This window comes from Methanobrevibacter sp. (genome assembly GCF_017427765.1).
Lineage (GTDB): Archaea > Methanobacteriota > Methanobacteria > Methanobacteriales > Methanobacteriaceae > Methanocatella.
Map to the genome: position 1 here is coordinate 1 of NZ_JAFRSC010000056.1, position 1,931 is coordinate 1,931.

Annotated in this window: 3 protein-coding genes; all 3 read left to right on the plus strand. The window is 26.8% G+C overall.

Going from position 1 to position 1,931, the window contains the following annotated elements:
* Positions 1-369: hypothetical protein (locus IJL02_RS12200; RefSeq protein ID WP_292816865.1), on the plus strand; the 369-nt coding region annotated here is incomplete at its 5' end.
* Positions 370-399: 30 nt separating this feature from the next.
* Entirely contained in the window at positions 400-1,269 is an 870-nt protein-coding gene (locus IJL02_RS12205) for a T9SS type A sorting domain-containing protein (RefSeq protein WP_292816868.1), read from the plus strand.
* A complete protein-coding gene (locus tag IJL02_RS12210) occupies positions 1,266-1,688 on the plus strand; it encodes a hypothetical protein (RefSeq protein ID WP_292816870.1) in 423 nt (140 codons plus the stop codon). Before IJL02_RS12205 ends, IJL02_RS12210 begins: the two co-directional genes overlap by 4 nt.
* Positions 1,689-1,931 lie beyond the last annotated feature (243 nt).

Genomic DNA, 1,931 nt, shown 5'->3' on the forward strand with positions numbered 1-1,931 from the left:
AGTTGCAGTGATGATGACGAAGTTTCCAATGAGGATATATGGCTGTGTAAAATGTATAACAATAATATCATTATTACACTTAAAGTAGATAAAGAAAATAATGTTTTCTACACCACAGTAGAAAATAATAGTCAGAAGATACTTTGTTTTACAGATGACGAGTTTTGCAAGTATTATAAAAATGGAGATACCTTATATGTTACAGAAAGATGGAAAACTAACGAACAGCACAACTATGATTATATCCCATGGATAATAACAATGAAAAACAAAAATGAATGCACTTTGTTTTGTGATTTAGCTTTACCACAAAATGCAAATGAGGCAGATACTAATACCATATATTATTACACTTTTAAAAAACAGTAAAATATTATGAAAAAGATAATAGTATCAATAATGGCATTTACATTATGTAGTGTTTTAAATGTATTTGCACAGACAGAGTTTAGCAAAAATATTGTAGACACAACAAAACAATGGAATGTTTTGTTTAATTATTCCTTACTTCAGCAAACAATAACATATAAGATTGCAGGAGATACAATCTATGATAACAAAGAATACAAAAAGATACTTGAGAAGGGAGTTTATGAAGACAGTGATATTTTTAATTTTTACGGGAAACTTATCCGTCAAGATTCTTTAAAAGTCTATTATCGGAATATTGGGTATTATCCTGAATGCACTGAAGAATATTTATTATATGATTTTGGTTTGACTGTTGGTGATACTTTCTATATCCTTACAAGTTCTGATGAAGAATTTATAAACTGTGGCTTTGATTTATCTGTGGTAAAAGATATACGAGATACAATTATTAATGGAGTGAGTCTTAAATTGTTTGATTTTAATAAAGAAGTTCCTTATGGAGGAGAGTATATATGTATAGAAGGTATAGGTGGCTCACAAGGATTACTTGGATATATTTTTGTTATTGACGGATGTACGACAGAGTTACTTTGTTGTAGCAGTAATGATAATTTATTTTATTCTAACTGGATGTATGATTACTGTTATATATGGCAAGGAATAGAGGATATTTCACAATCAAGGTTGCTGATTTATCCTACAATGGTTGAAACAGGGAGTCTATATATTAAATCAGATACATTTCCGTTGCAAATACAAGTTATAGATATTTATGGTAATGTATTATTAAATCAATCTTTGTATAATAATTTCTTAGACATTTCTCAATTAAAACAAGGAGTATATTTTATAAAAGAAAGAAACACTAACATTATGCAAAAGATTATCAAACTATGAAAAAAATAGAAAATTTAGCAAAGATATTGTTTTTATTCTTTGCAGTAGTAAGTTTAGGTTTACTAACCGTTAGTTGCAGTGATGATGACGATTGCTGTAGTGAATGTACAACAGATATTGTTGAAGAAAATATTTTATTAATGAATTATGAAGATGGAGATATTTATGTTAGGACATATCTTAGCGAATATGAAAACAGAATAGTTTTAATTAATTCTTGCAATGGAGATAATGGCATGACTAAAAAGTATTATATTTGTAATGAATCTATTCTAAAAAAATTAAGAAAGGAAATAAATGAAAAAGAATTATTATATGTAAATACAAAAGTTAATATACGGAAAATAAATGAGGAACAGATATATATAAATAAAGACATTATAAATGAAGTTGAAATAAAAGAAATAAAAGTGTTATGAAACATACAGAAAAATAAAGTAAATTTATGAAAAGGCTAAAAAACAGTAGGGAAAACAATGGGGATAGGAACTTTGATACATTAGGTGTTAAAAAATATATAAGGAAATAAAAAACAAAGATTTTCAATTAAAAGCGAAGATATTTTTAATAAAGCGACATCTTTTCCTACTGTTAATTAATTCCTTTGGAACTCCGTAAAAAGAACATCTGTAAAAGGAATATTGTAAGAATCTTTGACAGCG

What these genes read in the sequence shown, in the direction of transcription:
- IJL02_RS12210 (WP_292816870.1), top strand. Translation starts at nt 1,266, where the DNA reads ATGAAAAAAATAGAAAATTTAGCAAAGATATTGTTTTTATTCTTTGCA.
- IJL02_RS12205 (WP_292816868.1), top strand. Translation starts at nt 400, where the DNA reads ATGGCATTTACATTATGTAGTGTTTTAAATGTATTTGCACAGACAGAG.